The organism is Ruegeria sp. C2, assembly GCF_056537765.1.
Genome location: NZ_JBQFRZ010000001.1, coordinates 1,833,924 through 1,859,910, shown reverse-complemented (window position 1 = coordinate 1,859,910; position 25,987 = coordinate 1,833,924). Strand labels below are relative to the sequence as shown.

The 25,987-nt window shown below is 56.8% G+C and carries 21 protein-coding genes; 11 read left to right on the top strand and 10 right to left on the bottom strand.

The window, feature by feature from the left end; genetic code table 11:
* The first annotated feature begins 95 nt into the window (after nucleotides 1-95).
* Nucleotides 96-3,296, top strand: coding sequence for an ATP-binding protein (locus ACR0IV_RS09345; protein ID WP_480656917.1), 3,201 nt, complete (start codon nucleotides 96-98; stop codon nucleotides 3,294-3,296).
* Between the two features lie 188 nt (nucleotides 3,297-3,484).
* On the opposite strand, the gene ACR0IV_RS09340 is transcribed toward ACR0IV_RS09345, so the two are convergent.
* Both ACR0IV_RS09340 and ACR0IV_RS09335 read right to left on the bottom strand, forming a co-directional pair.
* Nucleotides 3,485-4,861 carry a sensor histidine kinase gene (locus ACR0IV_RS09340; protein WP_480656918.1) on the bottom strand — a complete coding sequence of 459 codons (1,377 nt, stop codon included), beginning with the start codon at nucleotides 4,859-4,861 and terminating at the stop codon, nucleotides 3,485-3,487.
* Entirely contained in the window at nucleotides 4,858-5,526 is a 669-nt protein-coding gene (locus tag ACR0IV_RS09335) for a response regulator transcription factor (protein ID WP_480656919.1), read from the bottom strand. The genes ACR0IV_RS09340 and ACR0IV_RS09335 overlap by 4 nt, the downstream gene beginning before the upstream one ends.
* A gap of 139 nt (nucleotides 5,527-5,665) precedes the next feature.
* Here ACR0IV_RS09335 and ACR0IV_RS09330 point away from each other — a divergent pair, with 139 nt between their 5' ends.
* From ACR0IV_RS09330 to ACR0IV_RS09305, 6 genes are all read left to right on the top strand, one after another.
* Nucleotides 5,666-6,754 carry a tricarboxylate transporter gene (locus ACR0IV_RS09330; RefSeq protein ID WP_480656920.1) on the top strand — a complete coding sequence of 363 codons (1,089 nt, stop codon included), beginning with the start codon at nucleotides 5,666-5,668 and terminating at the stop codon, nucleotides 6,752-6,754.
* 81 nt (nucleotides 6,755-6,835) lie between these two features.
* Complete coding sequence (locus tag ACR0IV_RS09325) at nucleotides 6,836-8,866, top strand: tripartite tricarboxylate transporter permease (RefSeq protein ID WP_480656921.1); 2,031 nt, start codon at nucleotides 6,836-6,838, stop codon at nucleotides 8,864-8,866.
* Nucleotides 8,863-9,930: an isocitrate/isopropylmalate dehydrogenase family protein gene (locus tag ACR0IV_RS09320; protein WP_480656922.1), complete on the top strand. Its 1,068-nt coding sequence runs from the start codon at nucleotides 8,863-8,865 to the stop codon at nucleotides 9,928-9,930. The genes ACR0IV_RS09325 and ACR0IV_RS09320 overlap by 4 nt, the downstream gene beginning before the upstream one ends.
* A complete protein-coding gene (locus ACR0IV_RS09315) occupies nucleotides 9,927-11,015 on the top strand; it encodes a 4-oxalomesaconate tautomerase (RefSeq protein WP_480656923.1) in 1,089 nt (362 codons plus the stop codon). Before ACR0IV_RS09320 ends, ACR0IV_RS09315 begins: the two co-directional genes overlap by 4 nt.
* A gap of 50 nt (nucleotides 11,016-11,065) precedes the next feature.
* Nucleotides 11,066-11,302: a hypothetical protein gene (locus ACR0IV_RS09310; protein ID WP_480656924.1), complete on the top strand. Its 237-nt coding sequence runs from the start codon at nucleotides 11,066-11,068 to the stop codon at nucleotides 11,300-11,302.
* Nucleotides 11,299-12,279, top strand: a complete 981-nt coding sequence (locus ACR0IV_RS09305) for a D-2-hydroxyacid dehydrogenase family protein (protein WP_480656925.1) — start codon at nucleotides 11,299-11,301, stop codon at nucleotides 12,277-12,279. The genes ACR0IV_RS09310 and ACR0IV_RS09305 overlap by 4 nt, the downstream gene beginning before the upstream one ends.
* On the opposite strand, the gene ACR0IV_RS09300 is transcribed toward ACR0IV_RS09305, so the two are convergent.
* Nucleotides 12,248-13,312: an AbrB family transcriptional regulator gene (locus tag ACR0IV_RS09300; RefSeq protein ID WP_480692675.1), complete on the bottom strand. Its 1,065-nt coding sequence runs from the start codon at nucleotides 13,310-13,312 to the stop codon at nucleotides 12,248-12,250. The two genes, ACR0IV_RS09305 and ACR0IV_RS09300, sit on opposite strands and share 32 nt — an antisense overlap.
* 78 nt (nucleotides 13,313-13,390) lie before the next feature.
* Here ACR0IV_RS09300 and ACR0IV_RS09295 point away from each other — a divergent pair, with 78 nt between their 5' ends.
* Genes ACR0IV_RS09295 through tcuB form a run of 3 tightly spaced genes read left to right on the top strand, consistent with a single transcriptional unit; the run spans nucleotide 13,391 to nucleotide 16,534 of the window.
* The gene (locus tag ACR0IV_RS09295; protein ID WP_480656926.1) at nucleotides 13,391-14,071 is read left to right on the top strand and encodes a GntR family transcriptional regulator; all 681 of its coding nucleotides are present in this window, start codon (nucleotides 13,391-13,393) and stop codon (nucleotides 14,069-14,071) included.
* Between the two features lie 11 nt (nucleotides 14,072-14,082).
* Nucleotides 14,083-15,477, top strand: coding sequence for an FAD-dependent tricarballylate dehydrogenase TcuA (gene tcuA / locus ACR0IV_RS09290; RefSeq protein ID WP_480656927.1), 1,395 nt, complete (start codon nucleotides 14,083-14,085; stop codon nucleotides 15,475-15,477).
* Nucleotides 15,467-16,534 (top strand): tricarballylate utilization 4Fe-4S protein TcuB, encoded by a 1,068-nt coding sequence (tcuB, locus tag ACR0IV_RS09285; RefSeq protein ID WP_480656928.1) that lies wholly within the window; start codon nucleotides 15,467-15,469, stop codon nucleotides 16,532-16,534. The genes tcuA and tcuB overlap by 11 nt, the downstream gene beginning before the upstream one ends.
* Before the next feature lie 136 nt (nucleotides 16,535-16,670).
* On the opposite strand, the gene ACR0IV_RS09280 is transcribed toward tcuB, so the two are convergent.
* The 7 genes from ACR0IV_RS09280 to ACR0IV_RS09250 all read right to left on the bottom strand — a co-directional run bounded on the left by ACR0IV_RS09280 (nucleotide 16,671) and on the right by ACR0IV_RS09250 (nucleotide 24,209).
* Nucleotides 16,671-18,182 (bottom strand): mannitol dehydrogenase family protein, encoded by a 1,512-nt coding sequence (locus tag ACR0IV_RS09280; RefSeq protein ID WP_480656929.1) that lies wholly within the window; start codon nucleotides 18,180-18,182, stop codon nucleotides 16,671-16,673.
* Nucleotides 18,182-18,955 (bottom strand): L-iditol 2-dehydrogenase, encoded by a 774-nt coding sequence (locus ACR0IV_RS09275; protein WP_480656930.1) that lies wholly within the window; start codon nucleotides 18,953-18,955, stop codon nucleotides 18,182-18,184. The genes ACR0IV_RS09280 and ACR0IV_RS09275 overlap by 1 nt, the downstream gene beginning before the upstream one ends.
* The gene (locus ACR0IV_RS09270) at nucleotides 18,952-19,956 is read right to left on the bottom strand and encodes an ABC transporter ATP-binding protein (protein ID WP_480468929.1); all 1,005 of its coding nucleotides are present in this window, start codon (nucleotides 19,954-19,956) and stop codon (nucleotides 18,952-18,954) included. The genes ACR0IV_RS09275 and ACR0IV_RS09270 overlap by 4 nt, the downstream gene beginning before the upstream one ends.
* Before the next feature lie 12 nt (nucleotides 19,957-19,968).
* Nucleotides 19,969-20,799, bottom strand: a complete 831-nt coding sequence (locus ACR0IV_RS09265) for a carbohydrate ABC transporter permease (protein WP_480656931.1) — start codon at nucleotides 20,797-20,799, stop codon at nucleotides 19,969-19,971.
* A 12-nt stretch (nucleotides 20,800-20,811) separates the two neighbouring features.
* On the bottom strand, nucleotides 20,812-21,678 hold the full coding sequence (locus tag ACR0IV_RS09260) for a carbohydrate ABC transporter permease (protein WP_480656932.1): 867 nt from the start codon (nucleotides 21,676-21,678) through the stop codon (nucleotides 20,812-20,814).
* 108 nt (nucleotides 21,679-21,786) lie between these two features.
* Nucleotides 21,787-23,088 carry an ABC transporter substrate-binding protein gene (locus ACR0IV_RS09255; RefSeq protein ID WP_480656933.1) on the bottom strand — a complete coding sequence of 434 codons (1,302 nt, stop codon included), beginning with the start codon at nucleotides 23,086-23,088 and terminating at the stop codon, nucleotides 21,787-21,789.
* A 95-nt stretch (nucleotides 23,089-23,183) separates the two neighbouring features.
* Nucleotides 23,184-24,209, bottom strand: coding sequence for a LacI family DNA-binding transcriptional regulator (locus ACR0IV_RS09250; RefSeq protein WP_480656934.1), 1,026 nt, complete (start codon nucleotides 24,207-24,209; stop codon nucleotides 23,184-23,186).
* A 120-nt stretch (nucleotides 24,210-24,329) separates the two neighbouring features.
* On the opposite strand from ACR0IV_RS09250, the gene xylB reads away from it, so the two are divergent.
* The gene (gene xylB / locus ACR0IV_RS09245) at nucleotides 24,330-25,766 is read left to right on the top strand and encodes a xylulokinase (protein WP_480656935.1); all 1,437 of its coding nucleotides are present in this window, start codon (nucleotides 24,330-24,332) and stop codon (nucleotides 25,764-25,766) included.
* The last annotated feature ends 221 nt before the right edge of the window (nucleotides 25,767-25,987 follow it).

Sequence of the window (25,987 nt, the reverse complement as noted above, 5' to 3'; positions counted from 1 at the left end):
TGAGCAAAATCGTCGTCTGAGGAATACTCATTGCCCAAACTGACTTGATCGGGAACACTACGGTTCTCAAACCCTCGTAGAGGACCGATTACCCTATGTCCGATCTCATTGAATGGCTGACACGAAGGAAGCTCCTTAATCTGGAAGCCGTTCTGGTCGAGAATGAGATCGATCTTGATGTCCTATATGACCTGACGGATGAGGACATGCGTGAGATCGGCCTTTCACTTGGTTCACGCAAGCGGTTGCGGGCGGCTATCGAAGCAAGTGAACCAAATCAATCTCAGTCTGACGCGACAAGTGCAACGGATATCAAGCGCGAAGCCGAGCGGCGCCATTTGACGACGCTGTTCGTAGATCTCGCCGGATCAACAGCAATGTCATCGCGGTTGGATCCCGAAGACATGAGCGAAGTGATCAAGCGCTATCAAAATACAGTTGCCGGCATCATCACCCGCTACGAAGGGAATGTAGCAAAGTATATGGGTGACGGTGTCCTGTGCTATTTTGGTTGGCCGGTGGCGCATGAAGACGACGCCAAACGCGCTGCGCGCTCTGCGCTGGAAATTATCGGGTCGGTCGCCGAATTGCGTTCGCCTGATGGACAGGCACTATCTGTTCGGGCCGGAGTAGCGACCGGCATGGTCGTCGTCGGCGACCTCATAGGGGAAGGAGCATCACGGGAAGAAACCGTTGTTGGCGACACGCCAAACCTTGCGGCGCGTCTTCAGGCATTGGCTGAGCCGGGCCAGGTTCTGGTTCCAGAATCGACGAAGCAATTGATCCAAGACTCGTTCGAGTTAGAAGAGTTAGGCCGTTTCGACATCAAGGGATTGGACTTGCCAGTTCCGGCGTGGAGCATCGAAACCGAGCGCAGCTTGGAAAGCCGGTTCGAGACCGAAGATCTTAATCCCGTTCTGCCGATGATCGGGCGCAACCATGAACTGGGACTGATCATGGAGCGCTGGCATCGCGCAATTTCCGGGGAAGGCCAAGTCGCTGTTCTGATCGGTGAGGCAGGCATCGGCAAGTCCAGACTGACGCGTGCTGTCATTGATGCGGTCTCGACGCAGGATCACTTCCGGATGAACTATCACTGCTCGCCCTACCACACGGATTCGAGTTTCTTTCCTGTTATCCGGCAGCTTTCACATGCCATGGGCCATCTGGAAACTGACTCTGCCAGCAAGAAAATTGCAAAGCTTCGCCAGCAACTCCGGGCCGCTGACCCAAATATTATTGCTGAACTCCTACAGATAAAAACTAGTCCATCTGCCGAGAATCCTGACCTGACACCACAACAACTCAGAGTTCGGATCATGGAAGAAACCTCAACAGAATTGCAGGCGCTTTCGCGGGAAAAGCCAGTTCTCCTTGTCGTAGAGGACGCACATTGGTGCGATGCCTCGACGCTCGCGATGCTCGAGGCGTGTCTGGATCGAATTGCTACCGAGCGGGTGATGATCCTGATTACCGCTAGACCGACTTTCCAGCACGCGTTCGGAGGTCATCCAATCGTATCCAAGCTTACCCTAAATCGTTTGGGGTCTGAGCAGATCGAGGCTGTTCTGGCAAAGATATCAGGTGGGAAAACCCTTCCCGACGAACTGATTAAAGAAATTATCCACCGAACCGACGGCGTTCCCTTGTTTGTCGAGGAACTGACGAAAACCATTTTGGAATCCGGCGACCTGATTGAAGCCGAAAACAGCTTCCAACTTGCCGGTCCTATTGATCGGGTGACCATCCCGGCGACTCTGCATGATTCCCTGATGGCCCGGATCGACCGATTGCAACCCGTGAAGGAAATCGCCCAGATGGCGGCTTGCATCGGGCGGAGTTTCGACCGTGCGTCTTTGACAAAAATCGCCCGGGTCGATGATTTGGCGCTTGACGATGCGCTGGCGCAGCTTGAACGCAGCGAGCTCGTGTTTCGACGGGGATTACCTCCGGATGCGACTTATGTCTTCAAGCATGCGCTGGTCCGGGATGTAGCCTATGAAAGCTTGCTGAAGCGTCGACGTTTGGAAATCCACCACAGGCTCACGGATCTGTTTGAGGCCGACCCAAACGCGCCCTCGGAGTTGATCGCACATCATGCGACTGAGGCTGGGTTGGCGGAAAAGGCTATTACGCTCTGGGGCGACGCTGCCAGAAAAGCTCAGGCTCGGCCAGCTTATGTTGAAGCAGGAAATCATCTGCGAAATGCGTTGACTCTGGTTGCAGGCTTGCTGGACAAACCGGAATGGCGCGAACGGGAACTGGCGCTTCTGGTGCAACTTGCTCAGGTACATATCGCCAAGGATGGCTACGCCTCAACCGAAGCCAGCAATGCATTCTCACAGGCGTTGGAAAGGATAGAAGCAACTGCGGACCCAGAACTCAAAGTTGCAATCTACTACGGGACGTGGATCGCGCCTTATATCGGCAACGATCTGCATAAAGCTTTCGGTCTGGTTTCGAGGCTTGTGGATGACATGGCAAACGAATCTGACCCGATCCCTAAGCTGATCTCGCGCCGGATGCGGGCAGCGACCCTCATCGCCAAGGGCCGATCTGCTGAAGCACTTCAAGATCTAGAAATCGCTTATGAACTCTATCAATCGGCCGAAATCGTAGATTTTTCAACGAAATTTGCCCAGGATCCAGGTGTGCAGATCTGGTGCTATATGCTCCTTGCGCAGTGGATGTGCGGCGACGAAAACACGGCACAACAGATCTGCGACAAAGCCCTTGCTCGAGCCCGCGAGCTCAAACACGCCAACACAATCTGTTACGCAGGTCTGCACGCTGTCACCTTGTCGATCTGGAATGGCGACTTGGAAAGTGCAACCGAGATCAACGAGGAAATGCGTCGGGTCTCTGACGAGCACGACATGGCGTTGTGGAAGGATTTTGTCGCCATTCACGACGCGGTCCTGGCTTGCATGACGGATGCGCCTGGCGCCGTCCATCAATTGGACAAGGCCTTGGAAGAATATCGCGCAAAAGGGTGCTGGCTTTGGGTAACACTTTATTTAGCTGAACACGCGAAAGCCCTACTCAGGGCCGGTGATCCCAGCGCGGCCCTACAAACAGTGGTTCGCGCATTGCGAGAACAAGATATCACAGGAGAACACTGGGCTGAGGCTGAGTTGCTGCGTATCAAAGGGGAAATCAGAGCTGCACAAGGAGATACCGATTCAGCGAATGCTGCCTTTGACCAGGCTATCTCGGTTGCGCAGACTCAAAAGGCCCAAATGTTGATTGAGCGCGCGTTTCGTTCAAAACAGATTCTCCTCGACGCAAACGGCTGAGCATTCGGGTTTCTTGCTCGCGTCTTGGAGCACTACCCTTCTATGCAAACGTTTAAGGTCGTTGACTGTCATCATTTCCACGAGATGCAACGTCGATCATACTGAACCCTCTGCCGCCCATAACATTATCACACCGGAGCCAATCAACACGTCGTCAAGGTGAGAGAGTATTGCCTATCGACCAGCCGTTAAAGGTTACTTGCTTGTTGCGGAAATGTGAGCGTAAGGCTTGCGCCTTTGTCAGATGGGTCGATCGAAACCTGCCCTCCGTGGCGTTGCGCCACGGCGGAGACGATTGATAATCCAAGACCACTTCCCTGTGAGTGTTCCAGCTGCGAAAATCGACCGAAAGCCGCTTCGCTTTGGTCGGGTGTAAGCCCGGCGCCGTCATCGGCTACCGTCAGCCTCACCGTGCTATCATCACGCTGTAATAATACTAAAATCCTGCTCAACGCCTCCCCACCATGCTTGAGGGAATTGTCGAGCAGGTTCTTGATCGCTTCGCCCAAAAACACCTGATCGCCTGAAACCAAGACCGCGTCATCAGGCATGGTGACCTCGAATTCGATCCCCTTTGCGAGGATATGAACACCCATTTCCGCACAGGAGTCTTCGACAACTGATCGGAAATCAAACTCATCTGCCTTACCCAGATGCGTCGGGTGTCTGAGCCGTTCGAGCGACAACAATTGCTCGGCCACAGTTGCCGAGTTTTTCGCCGCGGTCACAAGCTCTGCGATGCGCTCTTCTTTATCGCCATCCGTTTTCGCGTCACGCAACGCCTCGGCCATGGACTGAACTGCAGCTGCCGGATTTCGCAGCTGATGCGCGGCTTCTGAGATAAACACTTGATGGGCGTTGATGCTGTGTTCGACCTGCCCAAACAGTCGGTTCAGTGTTTGGACGATGCCATGCACTTCGACCGGAACCGGGCGTTTGATCTCACTGAGATCATCCGGCGAACGAAGGTCGATTGCGTACTGCAGGTCCAGCAAAGGTCTAAGGCCACGTGCAACGCCGAACCAGACAACAAGTGCCAGTGTGGCGAGAAGAATGCCCATGAGGATGATGGCGCGGATCGACAATTCATTGGCGAAGGCGTTGCGGTCAGCCATGAGTTGCCATGCCGTAACCGTCGCATCCCCTACAAGATTGTCCAGAGTGATCCGTTCAGTCATCCTGAGGACGCGGACAGGTTCGCCCCGGTAAACCGCTTCAAAAAAGAAGGGCTCATAGGGGTTTTGATCTTCAGGTCTTGCACTGGTTGGAGGGTAAGCATAGCCGGTCACATAAATCCCGCCGGGTCCTGTCACATGATAAAAAACCTCTCCTCCCGAGGCGTCTCGGATCATGTTCCGCGTAGAGGGCAGCAGAGCATCGCCTTCAGAAATCGTGACATCTCGCGAAATCGCCAGGCCTGCGGATAGCAGGCTGTCGTCAAACAACTCCTGCGCCGTTTGCTGGGCCACAGTAAATCGCCAATATCCAAGCAGGATTGCAAGCAGGACTAGGGGTGTCAGAATGAGGACGAAAAGCCTTTGCCTGAGCGAGCGGTGTCCAATCACTTTTCGACCTCAAGCAGATACCCAAGACCGCGCGCAGTCTTTATCTTGATTCCAAAATCCTGGAGACGTTTTCGTAGCCTCGATACATGAGGTTCAACGGCTGAATCATCCACGTCAGCCCCCACACCATAAACATGGTCCGTCAGCTGGCTTTTGGGAACGATCCTTCCGCGTCGTTCCAGCAGACATTCCAGCACGGACATTTCCCGGCGCGGAATATCCAGAACTCCGCCATTTACGCTGACCTGTCGTGCAACGCGGTCGAATTCTAATTCGCCTATGGTCTCACGCGCGCCATAGTCGAGCTGTTTGCGGCGAGACAGCGCCCGGATGCGTGCCTCCAGCTCGTCCATTTCGAACGGCTTTACCAGATAGTCGTCGGCGCCCATATCCAGACCCGAAACCCTGTCGCTGGTCTCGGCACGCGCTGTGAGCAGGATAACAGGAACTCCGTCGCCCCGATTGCGCAGAGATTTCAAGATGTCCAACCCTGACTGACCCGGTAGATTGATATCCAGAACAATGAGGTCCGCGCCTTCTTGCTGAAGGTAAAGGGCCGCTTCATCGCCATCAGTCAGCACATCTGCGGCATGACCGCGATCACGCAGGCGGTAGGCAATAGCGTTGGCGAGGGTTTCATTGTCCTCGACGATGACGATCCGCATCGGGTCTCCTGCAAGTTTCACGCAAGGTTGGCGCTCCATGATTGCCAGATGGGAGGGGGAATCAACCCCACAGTTCTATTTGCGATCACGATGGCGCAGAGCGCGCCGACGTGGTTGTCTGGTCAACAGGGAGGAACCAATGGCCATTTCCAAATTCACTCGTCGTGCCGTCGTGGGGCTGATCGCCGCCGCCGGTATCGCAGCACCTGCCGCAGCCGAAGTTGATTTCTCGGGCAAGACCATCGAGTGGGTTATCCCGTTCTCGGAAACGGGCGGGTCTGCCAAATGGGCCAACTTCTTTGCACCGCTTCTGTCCGAAGCGCTGCCGGGTCAACCGACGGTGGTCGTGAAATTCATGCCGGGTGCTGGTTCGACCAAGGGCGCGAACTGGTTTCAGGAGCAGAGCCACGATGATGGCACGCTGCTGTTTGGCACCTCGGGCTCGACTCAGTTCCCGTATCTGCTGAGCGATCCGCGCGTGCGTTATGAATACAACGACTGGATCCCGGTCATGGCATCCGGGACCGGTGGTGTAGCCTATCTGAACGCCGAGGACGGTGCCAAGTTCGATGGCTCCGCAAATGCGCTGAAAGACACCAACTTCATTTACGGTTCGCAGGGCGCGACACGTCTTGACCTTGTGCCGCTGCTGGCATGGCAGATGCTGGGAATGAATGTTGAGCCGGTTTTTGGCATCAAGGGTCGCGGCGATGGCCGTCTGATGTTCGAACGTGGAGAAGCCAACATCGATTATCAGACCTCGTCCGGATATCTGGGTGGTTCGGCTCCGTTGGTCGAGGCCGGTCAGGCTGTTCCAATGATGACCTGGGGTGCGCTGGATGCGGATGGGAACATCGTTCGTGACCCGACCTTCCCTGATATTCCGACCTTCAAAGAAGTTTGCGAAGCAACGGATGGCTGTGAAACCAGTGGTGAGGCGTGGGACGCTTGGAAAGCGTTCTTTGTCGCAGGTTTCCCGGTTCAGAAGCTGGCCTTCCGGCCTGGCGACACACCTCAGGAAGTTGTCGACGCATACACAGCAGCGTTCCAGGCTGTGACTGAGCGTGGAGACTTTGCTGACATTTCGTCCAAACGCGTTGGTAAGTACCCGGTATTTGTGGGCGACGGTTCCAAGGCGGCGCTGCAAACCGCGACCAACGTCGACGACAACGCCAAGGCCTATGTTCTGAACTGGCTCAAAGACGCCTACGGTGTCGAGCTGAACTAAGGCTACCACTCACAGCGCGTGCCTGCGACGACGGGCACGCGCTTATTGATCTCTGCAAAAATTGAATGAAAGGCGGCCGCTATGGAGGTTTTCGCCACCGCTCTTCCTGCGCTCAGTGACGCGTGGGGTCTGATCCTGCAACCTATCGTACTGGGATATCTCATTCTCGGTGTCGTCATGGGGCTTGCCGTCGGTGTTTTCCCGGGCCTCGGTGGTATTGCCGGGCTGTCCTTGTTGCTGCCTTTCATGTTCGGGATGGACCCGATCCTTGGTCTGGCCCTGATGATCGGGATGGTCGCCGTTGTTCCGACTTCTGACACCTTCGCATCGGTTCTTATGGGAATCCCCGGAAGCTCAGCCTCGCAAGCTACGGTGTTGGACGGCTTCCCAATGGCGAAAAAGGGTGAGGCCGCGCGGGCATTGTCTGCCGCTTTCGCTTCATCGCTATTTGGCGGTCTGGTCGGCGCAACGTTCCTGACCATGTTCATACTGGTCGCGCGGCCCATCGTTCTGGCGTTCGGCCTGCCAGAAATGCTGATGATTACCATCCTCGGTCTGTCGATGGTTGCAATTCTCGCCGGACGCATCCCGCTGAAGGGCGTCGCCGCCGCTGGATTGGGCCTGATGGTCGGAACGATCGGCGAAGCAGATGCTGGTGGTTCGCTGCGTATGGCGACCTACGACATTCCCTATCTGACGGACGGGCTGAAGCTAGTCATCGTTGGCTTGGGCATCTTTGCCGTTCCCGAAATCGTCTCGTTGCTGCGGCAGGATCGTTCCATCGCCAAAGGGGCCTCGCTGGGTGCCGGTTGGCTGGATGGTGTCAAAGACTGGGCCGCGAATATCTGGTTATCGGTCCGCTGTTCTATCATTGGCGTGGTTGTCGGTGTCATTCCCGGCCTTGGTGGCTCGGTTGTTGACTGGATCGCGTATGGTCATTCGGTTCAATCGACCAAAGACAAAAGCAACTTCGGCAAGGGCGAAGTGCGGGGCGTCATCGGGCCGGAAAGCTCGAACAACGCCAAAGAGGGCGGGGGGCTGGTCCCAACGCTGTTGTTCGGCATCCCCGGCTCGGGTTCCATGGCGATCTTTATCGGCGCTGTTGCACTGTTGGGATCCGGCGATATCGAGGTCGGTCCGAGCATGCTCAAGGATAATCTCGACATCACCTATTCGATTGTCTGGCTGCTGGCTCTCGCCAACGTGGTGGGCACCATACTGTGCATCGCTGCCTCGGGTGGCATCGCCAAACTGACGACGATCCGCTTCACCTATCTGGCGCCGTTTCTGTTCATGCTGATCAGCTTCGCGGCATTCCAGTCTGGTCAGAACTTCGAAGACCTGCTGGCCCTGTTTGTCATCGGCCTGATCGGCATCTTCTTGCGCCGTTTCGACTGGTCACGCCCGGCCTTCCTGATCGGCTTCGTGCTGTCGAACCCGGTTGAGAAGTTCACCAACCAGGCATTCCAGATCGCCTCGTTCCGCTTCCGCAAAAGCTTTGGCGAGGGGATGGAGTATGTCTTCAGCCCGATTGTTATCGTCCTGATCGTGATCACTGTGGCTTCGGTCATTCTGGGCATCCGTCAGGCCAAGATGATCATGGCCGAGGGTGAGGTTCAATCCGGCGGCAAGCGCGCGCCGCTGGTCTTCCTGCTGGTGCTCATGGCCTATCTGATCGTGGCATTGGTCAACGCCAACATGATCCCCGACTACAACATGACCGACAAGATCATCCCGTTGGTGATCGGCAGCGTCTCTTTGTTCTGCTGCGTGATCTTGCTGATCCAGATGATGCGGCGACCTGAGGGGGATGCGATCTTTGCCGACAAGGAGATCGCCGGCGAAGATGCCAGCGCCCCCCACGGCCTCTGGTCGACCTTGGCGTGGTTCGGCTCTCTTATCGCGGCCACATGGGTTGTGGGCTTCATCCTCGCCCTGATCGGGTTCCTGATCGCCTTCTTCCGCATTCGTGCCGGTTCAAGCTGGCAGATGACGCTAATCCTGACGGCTTGCGGAATCGGCTTCATGTGCTTCATGGCGGGGGCGCTGAATCGGGATTTCCCACCGGGTCTGTTGCAGGACATGGTGAGCCTGCCATGGCCGCTGAAATGAGCGATCATTTAGAGCTGCTGTGCCTCGAAGGGGACGGCATCGGGCCAGAGATCATGGCCGCAACGCTGGCGGTTCTTCGTGCCGCCAGCCCGTCCCTTAGGCGAGAAATCAGGTTTGAACATAAGGATATCGGATTTGTTGCGTTAAAGGCGGAAGGATCAACGATCCCGCACGCGGTAACTGAGGCCGCGAAGCGCGCTGATGGAGTCATCCTCGGGCCAGTTTCACACAACAGCTATCCGCCTGTCGATCAGGGCGGACGCAACCCATCAGGAGTTCTACGTAAGGAACTGGAGCTGTTCGCCAACTACCGCCCGGCCAGAACTTGGCCGGGATTGGATGCCCCGTCCCGCAAGGCGTTCGATCTGGTTGTGATGCGCGAAAACCTCGAAGGGTTCTACGCTGATCGCAACATGTTCGCCGGGGGCGGAGAGTTCATGCCCGAGCCCGATATCGCGCTGGCTTTTCGGAAGGTGACGCGTTCGGCCAGCATGGATATCGCACGGGCTGGATTTGAACTGGCCGTGTCACGCCCGGCCAAACACGTGACAGTCATTCACAAGGCCAACGTTATGCGTATGACGGACGGCTTGTTCCTCGACTGCACCAGAGCTGTGGCCGAGGAATTTCCGGGTGTCACTTATGACGAAATGCTCGTCGACGCAGCGGCGGCGCATCTGGTGCGCGATCCCTCGCGCTTCGACGTTTTGATCACCACAAACATGTTCGGCGACATTCTAAGTGACCTGGCCTCTGAACTGGCAGGGGGGCTGGGGCTGGCCGGGTCCCTGAATTTTGGTGTTCGTCACGCTGTCGCTCAAGCCCAGCACGGTTCTGCCCCTGATATCGCTGACAAGGACATGGCCAATCCGGTCTCACTGATTTTGTCCTCCGAAATGCTGCTGCGGCATCTCGGAGAAACGGATGCTGCTGACCTGATCAGCGCGTCCGTGTGCACGGCACTCGCGTTACCCGAAACTCGAACGCGAGACCTGCAAGGCGCGCTCGGCACCCGCGAATTCACCGAAGTTCTGACAAGCATTGTTGAGGAGGGCCTGAGATGACTCAAACGGCAATTCCGTATGTTTTCATGCGTGGAGGCACGTCACGCGGCCCGTATTTTCGTCGATCTGATCTGCCAGAGGATCTGGATACTCTGGCTGACGTCCTGATCTCCGCGGTCGGAGCTGGTCATCCATTGAACATCGATGGGATCGGGGGTGGCGCTGCAGTCACGACCAAAGTCGCTATGCTGTCGGTCAGCGAAGATGATTGGGCAGATATCGATTACTTCTTCGCTCAGGTCTCGGTCGAAGAAAAACTGGTGGATTTTAAGCCGACCTGCGGGAACATCCTGTCCGGGGTCGGACCTGCCGCAATCGAAATGGGTTTGATCGAACCCGCCGGAGACGAAACGGAAATCCGAATTCTGGCCGTCAACACGGAGGCACGGGTTGTCGCCAAGGTGCAAACACCCGAGGGCCGATTGACCTATGACGGAGATACCGAGATTGCCGGTGTGCCCGGTTGTGCCGCGCCTGTGCAACTGAAATTCATGGGGGTCGTCGGCTCGTCAACCGGGGTCTTTCTACCCACGGGCAATCTGCGTGACACGGTTCAGGGGATTGAGCTGACCTGCATGGACGTTGCGATGCCGATGGCCATCGCCCGTGCCTCAGATTTTGGTTTGACTGGGTATGAAAGTGCTGAAGAGCTGGATGCCAACCGCGCGTTTTTTGATCGCTTGGAGGCCGTGCGGATCGAAGCGGGAAAGCTGATGGGTATGTGCGATGTCTCTCAATCCGTGACGCCGAAGTTCGGGATCGTGTCACCTGCCCGCGATGGCGGGACGATTTCCGTTCGGTACTTCATGCCATGGAAGACGCACCCTTCGATGGCAGTTACTGGTGCACAATGCATGGCATCCTGCGCGCTGACACCGGGAACCGTTGCTGATGGGTTGCTTGAGCGACCGGAAACCAGCCCGGCCGATGTTGTGCTGGAACACGCGTCAGGGAAAATCGACGTGCTGGTAGATTTCTCGTCTGAGGACGGGTTTGACCTGAAGGCGGCGGGTTTGGTGCGAACGGCCCGCAAGCTGGCGGATGGCTACGTCTATGTTCCGCAAAGCGTCTGGAAGCGGAGTTGATTACGGATTGCTCAATTGGTATACTATGGTATACATAAAGGAGTGCTGCGATGGACGACTATTTTGAATGCCTGGAAATCGCACGTCAGGAACTCAAACTGGCGCAAACGGTTTTGCGCCGTGACATTGCCGAATATCCGACGCCTGTCGCCGGTTGTGATGAACAATTCAATCATTTGCTCGACCAACGCGAACGTGTTCGAAACGCACTGGCCGCGCTTGAGGCCCCGCACTTTGTTCCGACCCCGAGACGACTGGAAACCGGTCAAGGTGTTGAAAGCCGATGAAAGTTCATATTCTGGATGACTGGTTTGACACGCTGCGCGGCCTGCCGTGTTTTGCGAAGCTCGCCGAACACGACGTAACAGTGTGGACGGATCATGTCGAAGATACTGGCGAATTGGCCTCTCGCTTACAGGATGCAGAGGCGTTGGTCTTGTTTCGGGAGCGCACCAAAGTCACTCGCGCTTTGCTTGAGAAATTGCCCAATCTGAAACTCATCAGCCAACGCAGCGTATATCCGCATGTCGATGTGCAAGCCTGTTCCGATCACGGCGTGCTGCTTTGCTCGAACATGCACGGGGGTACGCCGTCTTATGCCGCTGCCGAGCTTACCTGGGCCTTGATAATGTCTGGCATGCGGGATCTGCCTGCGCAGATGGCTTCGACCAAGGCGGGACAATGGCAAGCCGGAGTGGGTAAGACATTGCGGGGTCGTCAGCTTGGCCTCTACGGTTATGGGCGCATAGCCCGCGCCGTTGCTGGATACGCAGAAGCCTTTGGAATGCACGTTACCTGGTGGTCGTCCAGCGATGGCTGCGCGCGTGCCACGGCCGATGGCGCGCATGTTGCATCCAGTCGAGAGGCTTTCTTTGGTGACAGCGATGTGGTTTCAGTGCATGTCCGCCTCAAACCGGATACCAAAGGAATTATCACACCAGCCGATTTCGCCGCGATGCAACCGGGATCGTTGTTCGTAAACACTTCGCGTGCCGGGCTTATACAACCCGGTGCCCTGCTGGAAGCTCTGAACGCCGGTCGCCCCGGAAAAGCAGCGATTGATGTGTTTGATACTGAACCGTTGACTGACCCGAATGACCCGTTGCTGGCGCATCCAAACCTGATTGCGACGCCACATATTGGTTTTGTGACCGAAGACGAGTTCGACCTACAGTTCTCAGACATTTTCGATCAGGTGGACGCTTTTGGCGGCGGCGCCCCGATCCACATGATCAATCCCGAGGTCTGGACCAGCGCAAAATAAGATTGGCCGCTATGGGCGCGCCGATAATCACCAGCACGATCCTTGTCAGATGGTGCGTTATGACAAAGCCCAGATCCGCACCCGAGACGATGGCCAGAACTGTCATTTCAGCTTGTCCGCCGGGGGCGAAAGCTAGGAAAGCCTCGACTGGGCGACCGAAGCCCAAGGTGGTGACAACGGCGGTAAAAGCGGCTGCCAGGATGGCAAGGACAATGACATAGGCGAAGCCTGCTGCCACGACCCGGCGCAATTCGACCCATGTGACGCCGACGAATTTCACACCGATCCCGCAGCCGATAAAGAACTGTGCTGCCAGAATGGCCTCGCGCGGCGGTCGGGTATGGATGAAGTCCCCCAGGGATAAGGCAGCCGTCAGGATCATCGGGCCGAGGATGGACGCTCCGAACAAGCCGATCCGCTCACCGCCTTTCCAGCCGACAAGGGCGGCCAGAACCATCAGCGCCAATTCATAAATCGGCAGATCGCGGGCTGGCTCTCCGATCGGGTTGGTGAGCTGGGCATCGTAAAACACCGTCAGAAACAGCGGGGCCAGCGTCACGACGATCAGAACGCGCGTACCATGGATCAGGGACAGGGTGCGCGGGTTGGCGCCAGCCTCAGTGCCGAAGATGATCATGTCCTGCAACCCACCCGGCATGGCCGCGTAGAAAGCAGTGGTGGAGTCAAAGCCCCAGACTTTGCGGAAGAATGGCACTCCAACCAGCGCAATCAGCAGAATGAAGAACGGGATCAGCGCAATCGATGCTGCCATCTTTGGCAGTTCTGCGAACAGGGCCGGGGTAATCGAAGCCCCTACTGCCACGCCCAGTATGGTGCGGGCCGCAACCGAAACCTGCCCGAATCCTTTCATAGGGGCATGAGCCAAGGCTGCAATCAAACATGCGCTCATCGGGCCGAACAGAAAGGGCAGCGGCAGATTGAGCGCCCAGAAAACTCCGGTGCCCAGAAGTGCAAGACCCAGCGTAACGGCCCGTTTTTTCAGAAGAGAAGGTGTTTTGTTCTGGGCGGGCAAGGCGTGGGTTCCGGCAATATTGACTCGTTGTGTATCCAAATGTATGCAAATGGACGCAAGAAGACAAGTGAGCCCGTAATGACTATCCAAGACGACCCTTTACAGCCCGGCCCGCAAGGCAATTCTACGTATCAGCGCCTGCTGGACGAGATTCGCGAGGGCACCCTTCTGCCCGGTGAACGTCTGCGCGAGATCGAGTTGTCGGAACGGCTGGGTGTCAGCCGCACCCCGGTGCGCGAAGCGATCCGGCAACTGGAGGCCGACGGATTGGTCACCCATGTTCCTCGGCAGGGCGCGACCGTTCGCAGCCTGGATTACGCCGAGGTGATGGAGCTTTATGAGATGCGTGCTGTGCTTGAAGGTACCGCAGCACGCCTAGCTGCAAGGGCAGCGTCGGATGTCGAGCTGGATGAGTTGGACGTGTTGAATGATCGGTTGGCCGAGGCGGGCACAGGCCCGGATGCGGCTCGGATCAACCGGATTTTCCACGCAACACTTTTGGATGCAGCCAAGAACCGGTTTCTCGCGAAATCCATGTTGTCCTTGCAAAAGGCGCTGCTGATCCTGGGGCCATCGCAACTGCTGGATGGTGACCGGGCTGAGACGGCAGTCTCTGAGCACCGCCGCATCATGGCTGCGCTGAAAGCCCGAGATGGTGCGGCGGCCGAAACAGAGATGCGCGCGCATATTCAGGCCGCACAACGGATGCGCATCCGGGCGTTACAGGAACGCGATCGAACAACCGACGAAAATCAGTAGGTAGACAGGACATGGCCACCCAAAAGGAAGCTTACGATATCGCTGTGATTGGTGGCGGCAACGCCGCTCTTTGCGCTGCGATGACTGCCGCTGAGGCAGGGGCCCGCGTTTTGATCCTCGAAACGGCTCCGAAACCTTACCGTGGCGGTAACTCGCGCCACACGCGCAATTTTCGCTGCATGCACAAATCTCCGCTGGGTCCGCTGATTGAGGAATACAGAGAGGACGAATACCTGTCGGACCTGCTGAAAGTCACCGGAGGTAAAACCGACGAACATTTGGCGCGTCTGGCGATCCGCACCTCGGAAGAATGTCTGCCGTGGATGGAAGAGCACGGGGTACGGTTTCAACCATCGCTTTCAGGGACGCTATCGCTGGCGCGGACCAATGCCTTCTTCATGGGAGGCGGTAAGTCTTTGGTGAATGCGTATTATCGGACAGCCGCAACTCTGGGCGTTGATGTGCTATATGAGGCTGCGGTTACGCATCTGGAACTGAATGGCGAGCAGATCGAGTGGATTGACTATACCTATGAAGGTCAATCTCATCGCATTGCGCCCAAGGCGGTCATCGTGGCCTCGGGCGGGTTTCAGGCCGACACGGATTGGCTGACCCGCGCTTGGGGTGAGCCTGCAAAGAACTTCCTGATCCGGGGCACGCCGTATAATCGGGGCGTGGTGCTGGCCGACCTTCTGGACCAAGGCGTCGAGAGCGTCGGGGACCCAACCCAATGCCACGCCGTCGCCATCGATGGGCGTGCGCCGAAATTTGACGGTGGCATTGTCACCCGTCTGGACTGTGTGCCGTTCTCTATCGTCGTGAACAAAGATGCCGAGCGGTTCTATGACGAGGGCGAAGACGTCTGGCCCAAACGCTATGCGATCTGGGGCCGTCTGGTGGCTGCGCAGCCGGATCAGGTTGGCTATGTTATCATCGATGCCAAATCGCTGAACCTGTTCATGCCGTCGGTTTTCCCGCCGCTGAAGGCGGACACGTTGGAAGAACTGGCTGAAATGATGGGTCTGCCCGCCGACAAGCTGCAGGCTACCGTCACTGAATTCAACGCAGCCTGCGGTGATACCAGTGGATTTCATCCGACTGAATTGGACGGTGTTACCACCTCGGGTTTGACCCCGCCCAAGACCAACTGGGCGCGCCCGATTACCGAGCCGCCGTTCTATGGTTACTCGCTGCGAACCGGTGTGACCTTCACCTATCTGGGCATAAAGGTCGACGATACGGCTCAATGTTCGACCGCCAACGGAAAGATCAAGAACCTTTGGGCGGCCGGCGAGACCATGGCCGGGTCGATATTAGGGCAGGGGTATCTGGCAGGATTTGGCATGACCATCGGAACCGTTTTTGGACGCATCGCAGGACGTGAGGCCGCAGCCTATGCTAACTGAACTGATACAAGAAGCCCGCCGTCAGGCCGAAATTTGCAACGCTTGCCGGTATTGCGAGGGGTATTGCTCGGTCTTCCCGTCACTACATGCCAAACGCGCGTTTTTGGACGGTGACATCACGCAACTGGCCAACCTCTGCCACAACTGCCGGGGTTGTTACTATGCCTGTCAGTACACGGCACCTCACGAGTTCGACCTGAACCTGCCAAAAGCTTTGGCCGAGGTTCGCCGAGACAGCTGGGAAAGCTTCGCCTGGCCGCAACCTCTGGCGCGTCGGTTCCACACACATGGCGGAGCCATAGCCTTGGCGCTTGTGATTGGGTTTGCCCTGCTGTTCTGGGCTATTCGCGCCATTGGATCGAGCGGAGGGGAGGGCTTTTACGCCGTTTTATCCCACAATGCGATGGTCGCGATCTTTGCGCCCGCATTTTTATTGCCGCTGTTTAGCATAGCGATCAGCCTAAGGCGCTATTGGACTGAGGTGGGCGGGAAACCCATTCAGTTTCGCGACGTGACAGCCGCCTTCAAACGCGCCGCAAAAATGCAGGACCTGGCCGCAGGGCATGGCGAGGGCTGTAATTTCGAGGACGAAGACCGCTTCAGCCAGGGTCGTCGCCACATTCATCAGGCCATCATGTATGGCTTCCTGTTGTGCTTTGCGTCGACTTCGATAGCGACTGTCATGCACTATGGTTTCGGAATGCACGCGCCATACGAATTCTGGTCTTTACCTAAACTGTTCGGCATTTCCGGCGGTGTGTTGCTGACCGTGGGTTGCGGCGCAATGGCTTTGCTCAAGCAAAAGTCTGACCGCGAACTCGGTGATCCTTCAGCATGGGGAGGCGATATCGGCTTCATCCTGTTGCTGGGCTTTGTGGGCTTCAGCGGGTTGGTGCTTTATGCCCTTGGCTCAACAGCCCTGATGCCCGTGCTTCTTGCAATTCACCTTGGATCAGTGCTGACGTTCTTCCTGCTGACACCCTTTACCAAGATGGCGCATGGGTTTTACCGGCTTGCGGCTCTTATCCGGGATGCGCAGAGGCAAGCTAGACTTTAGACGCTTTCTGAGAGCCTGTGGTTGTTGAACCCAACCTTAGAGAATTGTGCTTTGCAAATTGACTGCGGATTCGTCAAGCCAAGGTGCTCAAGTTGAAAAGTGTTTTTCGCGACCGGTCTGGCATTGCTGCGTTTGGCTAGTACAACATTGAATCACGGGCAACATAGTCGGCTATGGCTGTTCGGCTACCTCGTCGCCAGATCGTGGTCAGCCAGGTGACAAAGGCTTCTGAAAATTGCGTGTCGTGGCCAAAGTCGCCATAATACTGGCGTTGTTCGATCCAAAGCTCTGGATCGGCTTTTGACGCCAGAGCGGTTTTTTGCAAGTTCTCCCACTGAGGATCATTGGGGGCGATTTCGGAGCCATCTTCGCGAGTGCCCGCGCACATCCGGCACCAGAAAGCTTCGGCCAGCGCGAGCCCGTTCGTCGGGGACCCAGATGCGAGGCCATCGCGCAACGATGGCAGCAGGAACCCTGGATGACGTGCCGAACCGTCAAACGCGACCCGGCGCGTCGTGTCGTGAATCGCGGTGTTGGAAAATCGCCTCTCAACTAGTCCAAGATACTCTTTTGCTGTGGTTTCGGGGACGGCTTCGACATGGGGCAAAATATCTTCAGCCTGAACTTTCTCAAAAAACGCAAGGATGTCCGGATCCTGCATGCAGTCTGAAATCGTCGGGATGCTCAGAATTTCCCCGACATTTGCGAGCAGTTGATGGCCTCCGTTCAAGATGCGCAGCTTCATTGTCTCATAACTGTGAACATCGTGGGTCAGTGTCACACCGACCTGTTCGAGCGGCGGCCGTCCGGCGCAGAACTCATCCTCAATCACCCATTGACGAAAGTTCTCGTGCGAAACCGGTGCGCGGTCATCGACGCCAAGTGCGCGGCATTGCGTTACTACTTGGTCGGTCGTCGCGGGCACGATGCAATCAACCATCGAATTAGGGAACGCGCCGTTCTGGTCGATCCAGTTGGCCAGATCAGGGTCGGACATACGCGCCAGATCAACAACGCAGTTTCGGAGGATCCCCCCGTTGCCCTGAAGGTTATCGCAGCTTAGCGCGGTGAAGGGTTTTAGATCATTCTCACGCCGCCACCTGAGCGCCGAAACAATGGCACCAAAGACCGTGCAAGGCCGGTCGGGGTTTTTCGCATCATGGCGAATGTCTTCATGATCCGAGTTGAAGGCACCGGTATTGGCATCCAGATAATACCCGCCCTCGGTTACCGTCAGCGATACAATCCGGGTGGATGGATCGGCCATCTTCAGGATCAGTGCGGCGTTGCCTGCCCCAATCGGCAGGTAGTCGATCATCGGACCGGTCACTTCGGCAGATATCCCATTCGGGTCCAGTTCGATCAACGTTGTCAGGCAGTCCTGTTCTAGCAGACGCTGTCGCATGTCGGCATCGTAGCTTCGAACACCGGCGCCGATGATCGCCCAGTCATGGGCCTGACCCTGCTGCATCAATTGGTGAATATACCAGGCTTGATGCGCGCGGTGAAAATTGCCGACTCCGATATGAACAATGCCCGGCGTCAGCTCCGAAGGCTTATATGCTGGCGTCTTGACGTTTGTGGGCAAGCCGTCAAAATTGTCGCGCCGCAGAGACACCGGAGGTTTTGCATTCGCCACAGGGTCCATCAGCTCATCCAATTTCCGCCGTCTACGTTATAGGTCTGCGCGACGATGTATTCTGCTTCGTCAGAAGCCAAAAACACCGCCATTCCGGCCAGGTCTTCGGCTCGCCCCATCCGGCCATAAGGAACAGCCGCCGCAACTTCGCGTTTCTTTTGACCGGGGGCTTTGCCTTCTTGTTTGGCGAAGAACGCGTCAACACCATCCCAATGCTCGCCATCCACCACACCGGGGGCGATGGCGTTCACGTTGATCCCATGGCTGATCAGGTTCAGGCCTGCGGATTGAGTCAGGGATATGATCGCCGCCTTGCTGGCACAGTACACGGCAACCAGAGGCTCACCCCGTCGCCCGGCTTGCGACGCCATGTTGATGATCCGACCTTTGGTACCGTGTTCGATCATGTGGCGCGCGACGGCCTGCATTGTGAACAAAACTCCTGAGACGTTAATATCGAAAACACGGTCGAAGTCGGCACGCTCAATCTCAACAATTGGTGCAGCAGTGAAGATGGCTGCGTTATTGATCAGAATGTCGATGGGGCCGAAATGGGCTGCTGTTTTTGCCACAGCCTCATCTATGCTCTGCTGTTTGGTCACATCCATCTCGATGGCAAACGCATCCTCGCCGATCTCGGCCGTTGCATCCTGGGCGCGCTGGATGTCGATGTCGGCGATGGCAACGCGCACACCCTCTGCCACATAGGCCTTGGCAATGGCCAACCCGATGCCGCGCGCGGCCCCGGTGATCAGAGCGGTTTTGCCTGCCAGACGCGTCATTCGATCCGCAAGCCTTTCGTGTCAAAGCGGTGAATCACATCTGCCCGCGGTGTCAGGTGAATGCGATCCCCATGGCGGAAGCCGACCTCGCCGTCTGCACGGACAGTGATTGTCTCGGCCAGACCGGTTTCATGGACGTGGAAAAAGGTGTCCGAGCCTAGATGCTCAGAGACGCTCACAACCCCGGACCATTCGCCCTCGGTTTCCGAAACGGCGATGTGCTCGGGGCGGATGCCAATGGTATGGGCACCGTGTTTCGCGGCCTCTTCGCCCTCGATGAAGTTCATCTTGGGCGAGCCGATGAAACCCGCGACAAACAGGTTGCGTGGCGTCCGGTAGAGTTCCAGGGGGCTGCCAACCTGCTCGATGACACCGGCTTGAAGCACCACGATCTTGTCGGCCATGGTCATGGCTTCAACCTGATCGTGAGTCACGTAGATCATCGTGGTCGCCAGACGTTCGTGCAATTCACTGATCTCAAGCCGCATGCCGACACGCAGGGCAGCGTCGAGGTTGGAGAGCGGCTCGTCAAACAGAAACGCTGCCGGTTCGCGGACAATGGCGCGGCCAATGGCGACGCGCTGGCGTTGGCCGCCGGACAATTGGCCGGGACGGCGATCCAGATAGTCGGTCAGGTTCAGGACGCTGGCGGCACCTTCGACGCGCTTATCGATCTCGGCCTGATCCAGCTTGGCCATCCGCAAGGGAAAGGCGATGTTCTTGCGGACGGTCATATGCGGATAGAGCGCATAAGATTGGAACACCATCGCCAGACCCCGCTTGGCGGGCGGCACGTCGGTGGCGTCGGACCCGTCAATGTCGATTGACCCCGAGGTGATATCCTCCAGCCCTGCTATCAAGCGTAGCAGGGTGGATTTACCGCAGCCGGATGGACCGACGAAGACTGTGAACTCACCATCCTCGATAGTCAGGTCCAGCGGGGGAATGACCTGTACGTCGCCGAAGCTTTTGGTCACGGACTTGAGTTGAATGCGTCCCATGAGGAGTGCTCCTTATTTCACAGCGCCGAAGGTCAGGCCGCGGACAAGTTGTTTCTGGCTGAACCAGCCAAGGATGAGGATTGGCGCAATCGCCATGGTCGAGGCCGCACTGAGCTTGGCAAAGAACAGACCCTCGGGGCTGGAATAGCTGGCGATAAAAGCTGTCAGTGGGGCCGCGTCGACGGCGGTCAGATTGAGCGTCCAAAACGCCTCATTCCAGGCCAGGATGAAGTTCAGCAGAACGGTCGAGGCGATGCCGGGCACGGCCATGGGCGTCAGGACATAGAGGATTTCCTCTTTCAGGGTCGCTCCGTCCATCCGCGCGGCCTCCAGAATTTCCCCCGGAATTTCGCGGAAATAGGTGTACAGCATCCAGACGATGATCGGCAGGTTGATCAGCATTAGCACCACGACCAGCCCGCCACGCGTGTCCAGCAGGCCCAGACGGATGAACAGCAGGTAGATCGGGTAAAGCACACCAACCGCGGGCAGCATCTTGGTGGACAGCATCCACAGCAGAATATCCTTGGTGCGTTTCGAGGGCACAAAGGCCATCGCCCATGCAGCCGGCACTGCGATGATCACGCCCAGAATGGTAGATCCGCCCGCGATGATGACCGAGTTCCACAGGAACCGCATGTAGTCTGAGCGCTCCTGAACGACGGCATAATTCTCAAGCGTCCAGTCAAAGTTGAGGAACAGAGGCGGGCTTGCGATGGCCTGCGCTTCGGTCTTGAAGCTGGTCAGGATCGTCCAGAGGATCGGGAAAAAGATCAACAATCCAATAGTCCAGGCCAGGGCAGTGTTCAGTGATTTACGACGGGTTGTGACGGCGCGGGCCATGGTCTTACCTCCTCACGCGTCCAGGTTTTTGCCGACGATGCGCATCAGGAAGATGGCAACGATATTGGCAAGGATGATGGCGTAGACACCTCCGGCTGATCCAAGACCTACATTTTGGCTTTCCAACACACGCTGGAAGATCAGGTAGGTGAGGGTGCGTGTGCCGAATGCACCGCCAGTGGTCACGAAGATCTCGGCGAAGATCGACAGAAGAAAGATCGTCTGGATCAGGATCACGATGGTTATCGCGCGGCTGAGGTGCGGCAGGACTATGTGATAGAACCGCTTCAGCACCGGGGCACCATCCATTTCGGCTGCTTCCAGCTGCTCACTGTCCAGCGACTGAATTGCGGTCAGCAGGATCAGCGTCGCGAAGGGCAGCCACTGCCATGAGACGATCATGATGATCGACGTCATCGACGCCTCGGAGAGCCATGAGATTGGCTCGGCCCCGAAAAAGCGCCACAGATGGGCCAGCAAGCCATTGACTGGATCCATGAACATATTCTTCCAGACCAGCGCAGAAACCGTCGGCATGACGAAGAAGGGTGCGATCACGAGGATGCGGACAACACCTTGACCCCACATGGGCTGGTCCAGCAGCATCGCCAGAAGGATGCCCAGCACCACTGTGATCACCAGCACACCGCCTACGATCACCAGCGTCGCCTGCACAGCGGGCCAGAAGGAGCTGGACGAGACGAACCGGATGTAGTTGTCGAAACCGACCCAGCCCAGATCACCTCCACGCAGCGGCAGGTATTTCTTGAAGGAAAAATACAGCGTCATCGTCAGAGGCACGAGCATCCAGCCAAGCAGCAGGACCACTGCGGGTGCCATCATCAGGCGCGCAACGGATCGGGAATGTTGAGTTGCCATAACGCAAACCCTCTCTGTTCAGGCGTTAGCGTAGCCTGCGAGAAAAACGCGAGTTGTGAAAGTAGGGAGCGGGGGGCAGATCTCTGCCCGCCCGCCGGGGAGTGTGCCTCAGTAGCCTGCGGCTTCCATCTCTTCTGCGGTGAAGGCCTGCGCTTTCTCCAGCGCTTCTTCGACCGTTTGCTGCCCGGCATAGACCGCCGAGAATTCCTGACTTACCTGTGTTGCGATGCCCGCGAATTCCGGGATCGCTGCAAACTGGATGCCGACATATGGCACCGGTTTCACCGTCGGGTTGTTCGGATCAGCCGACAGGATCGAATCCAGTGTCATCTTGGCGAACGGAACCTTCTGGTATTCAGGGTTTTCGTACAAAGAAACGCGCGCGCCTGGCGGAACATTGGCCCAGCCTTCGCTTTCAGCCACCAGTTCGATGTAATCTTTTGACGTAGCCCATTCGATGAACTGCTTGGCCGCATCTTCCTGCTGTGTTCCGGCTGGAATGGCGAGCGCCCAGGCCCAGAGCCAGTTGGACCGCTTGCCCAGACCGGTGTCAGGCGCGAGCGCAAATCCAACCTTATCCGCAACTGTGGAATCGTCAGGGTTGGTCACGAAAGACGCCGCAACAGTTGCGTCGATCCACATGCCGCACTTTCCCTGTTGGAACAGGGACAGATTTTCGTTGAAACCATTGGTGGCATAACCGGCAGGGCCAGATTCCGTCATCATTTCAACATAGAAGTTCAGCGTGTCGGCCCATTCCGGCTGATCGAACTGAGGCTTCCAGTCTTCGTCGAACCAGCGCGCGCCGAACGAGTTGGACATGGCAGTGATAAAAGCACCGCCTTCACCCCAACCAGCTTTGCCGCGCAGGCAGATTCCGTTGATGTCAGCGTCGTGATCGGTCATTGCCGCCGCTGCTTCCTTAATGAACTCCCAGGACGGAGCTTCGGGCATCTCAAGGCCTGCTTTTTCCATCAGGTCCGCGCGGTACATGATCATCGAACTCTCGCCATAGAAAGGTGCCGCATACAGCGTACCCTCATGGCTCAGACCGCCAGCCATGGCTGGCAGGATGTCACCAACGTCATATTCGTCGGACAGGCCGTCCAACGGAACCAACCAGCCATTTGCGCCCCAGATGGGCGTCTCGTACATGCCGATGGTCATGATATCGAACTGACCACCCTTGGTGGTGATGTCGGTGGTTACGCGCTGACGCAGCACGTTTTCCTCCAGCGTCACCCACTCGACATCGATGCCGGTCGCTTCGGTGAATTTATCGGTGTAGCCCTGCATCCGGATCATGTCGCCGTTGTTCACGGTGGCGATCGTGATGGATTGCGCGTGGGCTGCTGCCGTGGCGACGAAAGTCAACGCAGTCGCCGCACGAAGTGCGTGTTTCAGATACATCCCTGTCCTCCCTGAGCTTGGATGTCATGCAGAGAACGTAGAGTGTAAATTGTCGCGACGTCAATAAAAACTTTACGCGCGTTAAAAATTGTGAGTTACGCAGAATCCCTCAATACAAGCCGCGCGGGGAAAAGCGTTTCGGCTCGAGTATCGAATTTCCCCCCGCTTTCAATGAGTTCGAACAAGGTTTCGACGCTTCGCCCGGCTACGTTGTCATAGTCATGCGCTGCTGTGGTCAGAGACGGGCACGTAAACTTTGCGAATGGATGATCGTCATTTGAGGCGACGCGCAGCGAGCAATCTTCCTTCCGACCGACCCGAATCCCCCGCTCGAAACAAGCTGCGAGAAAGCCGATGGCAAGCCGATCATTGCTGCACAAAACAGAATCCGTCTTCAGTCCATGCTCTTCCAGAACTTTCAGCGCCCCCCTGTGCCCGATTTCTTCGAACGCCCAGCCTGTGCCGTCGACTTTGATGATATGAGGCTCGAACCCGAGGCGTTCCATCACCTCAATATAGGCTTTTCGCCGCTTATTGGCGTTGGGGTTCGCAGGTGTACGCATTTCAAAGAAGGATGGGGGCTCACCCGTCCGGGTCATGTATTCCACAGTCTGCGACACAAAACTGAAATTGTCCGACCCAATAAACGCGGCCCCCAGACCGTCAAGGTTACTGTCGAACAGAACAGTCGGCACATTGGAACAGAATTTTTCGATCGCTGATCGGTCCGAAGTCCGCCCCAACGGTGCCAACAGAACCCCTGCGGGTTTCATGGACTGCAGGCCGTCCAGAATTTCGGTCTCCAGCTTTTGCTCGCCATGTGAACTGAACAAGGATGGGCGATACCCCGCAGCAATACAGCTTTGTTCCAGATAGCGCGCGATTTCGGCAAAGAACGGATCGGCCAGATAGGGCACGACGATGCCGATATTCTTGGTCAGCTTCCGGTTCTGGTTCACAGCATAGATATTCGGACGATAGTCAAACCGTTCGAGCGCCTCTTCAATGCGCGCCCGTGTCGTTGGTCGAACGCTATCGGGATCGTGGAAGTACTTAGAAACCGTGGGTCGCGAGATGCCGCTGAGCGCCGCGAACTCTTCCATGTTCTTAATTTTGGTCATGCCAGTCTGCCTGCGGATCTTCGCCGCCTTGATCTTATCCTAACTTTACATATTCTTTGCGCGCGATAAAAAATCAAGAGTCAGGCAAGTTCCGGGCTTTGACGCGGGCAAGGGGTTTCAATGTATCTGGGGATCGATATCGGAACGTCAGCAGTCAAGCTTGTCTGCACGGATGCTGATCGGATTGTGGCGACGTCTTCTGTAGGGATCAAGACAACATCTCCGCAGCCTGGCTGGTCAGAGCAACACCCGGATCTTTGGTGGCAAGCGACACGCGACGCATTGAATCTGCTTGCCGGGAAAATCGCGTTATCTGAGGTGAAAGCCATCGGATTGTCCGGCCAAATGCATGGCGCCGTGTTACTGGATCGCGATCTGTGCCCGATCCGCCCAGCAATCTTATGGAATGACAGCAGGGCCGCGCATGAATGCGATGAACTGCGAGCTGCCGAGCCGCAGATCGGGCAGATTGCGGGGGTTCTACCCCTACCGGGTTTTACTGCGCCCAAGATTGCGTGGCTGAAACAACATGAACCAGAATGCTATGGCCGAATTGCCCATATCCTGCTGCCCAAGGATTATATCGGCTTATGCCTGCACGGAGAGCTGGCAACCGACACGTCCGATGCCGCCGGAACCATGTGGCTCGATCAGGCTTCGCGCACGTGGCATGTCGGAATAGCCGAAGCCACCGGAGTAGCCCTCGATTGGTTGCCTCCGGTTCACGACGGGCACACGGTTGTTGGAACAGTGACAGCGCGAGCTGCGGCAGAGACCGGGTTAAAGCCCGGGACTCCTGTGGTCGCTGGGGGAGGGGACGCGGCAACTGGGGCGGTATCGTTGGGCGCTATCGAACCGGGGCGTGGCTTCATCTCTCTCGGAACGTCGGGCCAGTTATTTGTGGCGGATCGCTCATACAAGCCCAACCCCGAATTATATGTGCATGCATATGCGCATACTCTGCCCGACCGCTGGTATCAAATGGCGGCGATGTTGAACGGGGCGAGGCCAATTTCATGGATTGGTGATCAATTGGGGGTGTCCGCCGCCGAAGTTGTTGCGCTTGCTGAAACGGTCAGCGGTGAACGCGTGCCGATTTTCCTACCGTATCTGACAGGTGAGCGCAGCCCACTTGGGGATCCGCATATTCGGGCCGGTTTCTTTGGCCTTGAAGATTCGACAACACGCGCAGACATCTGTCGTTCCGTGGTGGAGGCTATAGCTTTTTGCTTTGCCGATGCCGCGCAGAGTTTCGGCGATACAGTAGATAGCCTGCCGGAGCTTGCCGCGATCGGAGGTGGCAGCCGATCAGATCTGTTATTGAGTCTCATTGCGACGGTAATCGGGAAACCCATTGTGCGCTCAGACGGAGCAACTTCCGGTCCAGCCTATGGCGCGGCCCGTCTGGCGGCTTTTGGTGATCGTGCATTGGGCAGAGCCGATCTTGCAGAACAGCCCACGGCAACGGACAGGTTTGAGCCCGATGATTTAGTGGCACTTTCACGGCGATTGGCACGATTTCGTCAGCTTTATGCGGCAGTTAAAAACGTAAATTAGTCTCGGTCTAATTGACCTCAGCAATTCTGCCTCTGTCTTTTGTAGATCGGCTTTACGGGATCCGCACCAGCCAGCTTCTGTTCAGACATGGGCGAAGCTTTTCTAAGTTGGAGTTCTCTAAGCATGAAAGGCCTCGGGCGTTGCACAATGCGATGCTTGTCATCTGACGGAAATGAGATCCGGGCCCGGCGGATATAATAAAACACGCCTTGGTTAGATCC

What these genes read in the sequence shown, in the direction of transcription:
- ACR0IV_RS09345 (WP_480656917.1), top strand. Translation starts at nt 96, where the DNA reads ATGTCCGATCTCATTGAATGGCTGACACGAAGGAAGCTCCTTAATCTG.
- ACR0IV_RS09305 (WP_480656925.1), top strand. Translation starts at nt 11,299, where the DNA reads ATGAAAGTTCATATTCTGGATGACTGGTTTGACACGCTGCGCGGCCTG.
- ACR0IV_RS09295 (WP_480656926.1), top strand. Translation starts at nt 13,391, where the DNA reads ATGACTATCCAAGACGACCCTTTACAGCCCGGCCCGCAAGGCAATTCT.
- ACR0IV_RS09315 (WP_480656923.1), top strand. Translation starts at nt 9,927, where the DNA reads ATGACTCAAACGGCAATTCCGTATGTTTTCATGCGTGGAGGCACGTCA.
- ACR0IV_RS09330 (WP_480656920.1), top strand. Translation starts at nt 5,666, where the DNA reads ATGGCCATTTCCAAATTCACTCGTCGTGCCGTCGTGGGGCTGATCGCC.
- ACR0IV_RS09255 (WP_480656933.1), bottom strand. Translation starts at nt 23,088, where the DNA reads ATGTATCTGAAACACGCACTTCGTGCGGCGACTGCGTTGACTTTCGTC.
- ACR0IV_RS09310 (WP_480656924.1), top strand. Translation starts at nt 11,066, where the DNA reads ATGGACGACTATTTTGAATGCCTGGAAATCGCACGTCAGGAACTCAAA.
- tcuB (WP_480656928.1), top strand. Translation starts at nt 15,467, where the DNA reads ATGCTAACTGAACTGATACAAGAAGCCCGCCGTCAGGCCGAAATTTGC.
- ACR0IV_RS09275 (WP_480656930.1), bottom strand. Translation starts at nt 18,955, where the DNA reads ATGACGCGTCTGGCAGGCAAAACCGCTCTGATCACCGGGGCCGCGCGC.
- ACR0IV_RS09265 (WP_480656931.1), bottom strand. Translation starts at nt 20,799, where the DNA reads ATGGCCCGCGCCGTCACAACCCGTCGTAAATCACTGAACACTGCCCTG.
- tcuA (WP_480656927.1), top strand. Translation starts at nt 14,083, where the DNA reads ATGGCCACCCAAAAGGAAGCTTACGATATCGCTGTGATTGGTGGCGGC.
- ACR0IV_RS09280 (WP_480656929.1), bottom strand. Translation starts at nt 18,182, where the DNA reads ATGGACCCTGTGGCGAATGCAAAACCTCCGGTGTCTCTGCGGCGCGAC.
- xylB (WP_480656935.1), top strand. Translation starts at nt 24,330, where the DNA reads ATGTATCTGGGGATCGATATCGGAACGTCAGCAGTCAAGCTTGTCTGC.
- ACR0IV_RS09260 (WP_480656932.1), bottom strand. Translation starts at nt 21,678, where the DNA reads ATGGCAACTCAACATTCCCGATCCGTTGCGCGCCTGATGATGGCACCC.
- ACR0IV_RS09335 (WP_480656919.1), bottom strand. Translation starts at nt 5,526, where the DNA reads ATGCGGATCGTCATCGTCGAGGACAATGAAACCCTCGCCAACGCTATT.
- ACR0IV_RS09325 (WP_480656921.1), top strand. Translation starts at nt 6,836, where the DNA reads ATGGAGGTTTTCGCCACCGCTCTTCCTGCGCTCAGTGACGCGTGGGGT.
- ACR0IV_RS09320 (WP_480656922.1), top strand. Translation starts at nt 8,863, where the DNA reads ATGAGCGATCATTTAGAGCTGCTGTGCCTCGAAGGGGACGGCATCGGG.
- ACR0IV_RS09250 (WP_480656934.1), bottom strand. Translation starts at nt 24,209, where the DNA reads ATGACCAAAATTAAGAACATGGAAGAGTTCGCGGCGCTCAGCGGCATC.
- ACR0IV_RS09270 (WP_480468929.1), bottom strand. Translation starts at nt 19,956, where the DNA reads ATGGGACGCATTCAACTCAAGTCCGTGACCAAAAGCTTCGGCGACGTA.